At 64.1% G+C, this 2,151-nt stretch carries 4 protein-coding genes; all 4 read left to right on the top strand.

The features are described from left to right. A partial coding sequence (locus tag ABI213_RS11805) for a helix-hairpin-helix domain-containing protein (RefSeq protein WP_348027237.1) occupies window positions 1-710 on the top strand: 710 nt, incomplete at its 5' end. A 20-nt stretch (window positions 711-730) separates the two neighbouring features. Further along, on the top strand, window positions 731-1,021 hold the full coding sequence (locus tag ABI213_RS11800; protein WP_348007331.1) for a nucleotidyltransferase family protein: 291 nt from the start codon (window positions 731-733) through the stop codon (window positions 1,019-1,021). Window positions 1,022-1,112: 91 nt separating this feature from the next. Further along, complete coding sequence (def, locus tag ABI213_RS11795) at window positions 1,113-1,652, top strand: peptide deformylase (protein ID WP_348027235.1); 540 nt, start codon at window positions 1,113-1,115, stop codon at window positions 1,650-1,652. A 62-nt stretch (window positions 1,653-1,714) separates the two neighbouring features. Then, on the top strand, window positions 1,715-2,151 hold a 437-nt coding region (locus ABI213_RS11790), incomplete at its 3' end, for a hypothetical protein (RefSeq protein WP_348027233.1).

Below are 2,151 nucleotides of genomic sequence, written 5' to 3'. Positions count from 1 at the left end.
CGATAGTGCACTTCGCCCACCGCCGCGCGGTCGAGGTCGAAGGCCTGGGCGACAAGCTGGTGGAGCAACTGGTGGACACGGGCGTGATCCGCACCTTGCCCGACCTGTACAAGCTGGGCTTTACGGCGCTGTCCGCGCTGGACCGCATGGCCGACAAATCGGCGAAAAACATCCTGGCGGCGCTGGAGAAATCCAAGGACACCACCTTGCCGCGCTTTCTGTTCGGCCTGGGTGTACGCCACGTCGGCGAGTCCACCGCCAAGGCGCTGGCCCGGCACTTTGGCAAGCTCGACAGCATCATGGATGCGAGCGTGGAGCAGTTGCTGGAGGTGGCTGACGTGGGCCCCATCGTCGCTCTGGCCATCCGCACTTTCTTCGACCAGCCGCACAACCGCGAAGTGGTCGAGCAACTCCGCGCCTGTGGCATCCGCTGGGAGGAGGGCGAGCCCGCCCAGCAAGCCCCCAAGCCCCTGGCCGGCCAGACCTTCGTCCTGACCGGCACCTTCCCCACCCTCAGCCGCGATGCAGTCAAAGATTTGCTCGAAGCCGCAGGTGCCAAAGTGGCCGGTTCGGTGAGTAAAAAAACCAGCTATGTCGTTGCTGGTGTCGAGGCTGGCAGCAAGCTGGATAAAGCCCTGGCCTTGGGCGTGCCGGTGCTGGACGAGGCCGGGATGTTGGCGTTGTTGCAGCCGGTGGCTGCGGCGGATTAGCAGTACATTCAACAGTCGCCATGAAGCCCTCACTTGCCCTCAACCAGAACCGCGATGCTATCCGCGCAGCCACCCGCCGTTGCCGGGCGGCCAATCCGCGCGTTTTTGGCTCGGTTTTGCACGGCAATGACTGCGAAGGCAGCGACCTGGATTTGTTGGTGGATGCCATGCCGGGTGCCACCTTGTTCGACTTGGGTGGTCTGCAGGATGAATTGGAAGAACTGCTGGGCATCCGCGTCGATGTACTGACCCCGCGCGACTTACCGCTGAAGTTTCGTGCACTGGTGTTGGCAGAGGCCGCCCCGGTGTGATGCCAAACAAGCTGCCTGCTTTGCTGGTGCTACTCCCAGGCGTGCAACTAGCAGCGGCAGCTTACGAAACGCCCCATTCTTAACCCCCACCATGACCCTTCACACCATCCTCAAAATGGGCGACCCGCGCCTGCTGCGCACCGCCCAGCAGGTGACCGAATTCGACACCGACGCGCTGCACCTCCTTATCTCCGACATGCTGGACACCATGCGCTCGGTCAACGGGGCGGGGCTGGCGGCTCCGCAAATCGGGGTGGATTTGCAATTGGTGGTGTTTGGCACGGCGGATGTGAATCCGCGCTACCCAGACCGGCCCGTGGTGCCACCCACGGTGCTGATCAACCCCTTGATCACGCCGATAGGCGACGCAGAGGACGACGATTGGGAAGGGTGCCTGTCGGTGCCTGGCCTGCGGGGCCTGGTGCCGCGCTGGTCGCGCATCCGCTACACCGGCTTCGATCCATATGGTGACCCCATCGACCGCACGGTGGACGGCTTCCACGCCCGCGTGGTGCAGCACGAGTGCGACCACCTGATCGGCAGGCTGTACCCCACGCGGATGCGGGATTTGACGCAGCTGGGCTATACCGAGGTGCTGTTTCCCGGGCTGGACCCGTCGGACGACGATTAAAAGGCGGTTTTCCAAGGTCTTAAGCCCGTTATACCCTGCGCGGGCCGCACTAAGATTCCCCTATGAAAGCTCTTTTATCCGCCACTGTGCTTGCCTTGACCTTGGTGGGCTGCGCCAAGATGGATGCCCAGACCCGCAGCTGGCTGTCCAGCAAGGTGCCCGCCTACGCGGCCGTGGACGGCGTGCTGTTTGAAGGCACGGCCACACTGTTTACCGACCGCACGGGCACGGTGCAACTCAGTTCCAGCCAGGCGCCCGACCAGGTGTGTATGGGCGACTTGCGCTATTCCGCCACCGCGGCCGGTGTGGTGGTGCTGCACTGCTCGGGCGGTGTGGAGGCGGCGCTGGACTTTCGAACCACCAGCGACACCAGCGGCTTTGGCTACGGCAGCACCGCCCAAGGCGCGTCGGCGGTGGCCTGGGGCATGTCGGCCGCCAACGCCGCCGCCCATCTACGGCTGCCGATAGTGCCGACAGTGTCAGTAGTGCCGGTAATGTC

The organism is Rhodoferax sp., assembly GCF_039922535.1.
Taxonomy (GTDB): Bacteria; Pseudomonadota; Gammaproteobacteria; order Burkholderiales; family Burkholderiaceae_C; genus Rhodoferax_B.
The sequence above is the reverse complement of the archived record's forward strand: the minus strand, read 5'-3'. Positions and strand labels throughout refer to the sequence as shown.

Coding starts and splice junctions, on each gene's coding strand:
- def (WP_348027235.1), top strand. CDS start 1,113: ATGACCCTTCACACCATCCTCAAAATGGGCGACCCGCGCCTGCTGCGC.
- ABI213_RS11800 (WP_348007331.1), top strand. CDS start 731: ATGAAGCCCTCACTTGCCCTCAACCAGAACCGCGATGCTATCCGCGCA.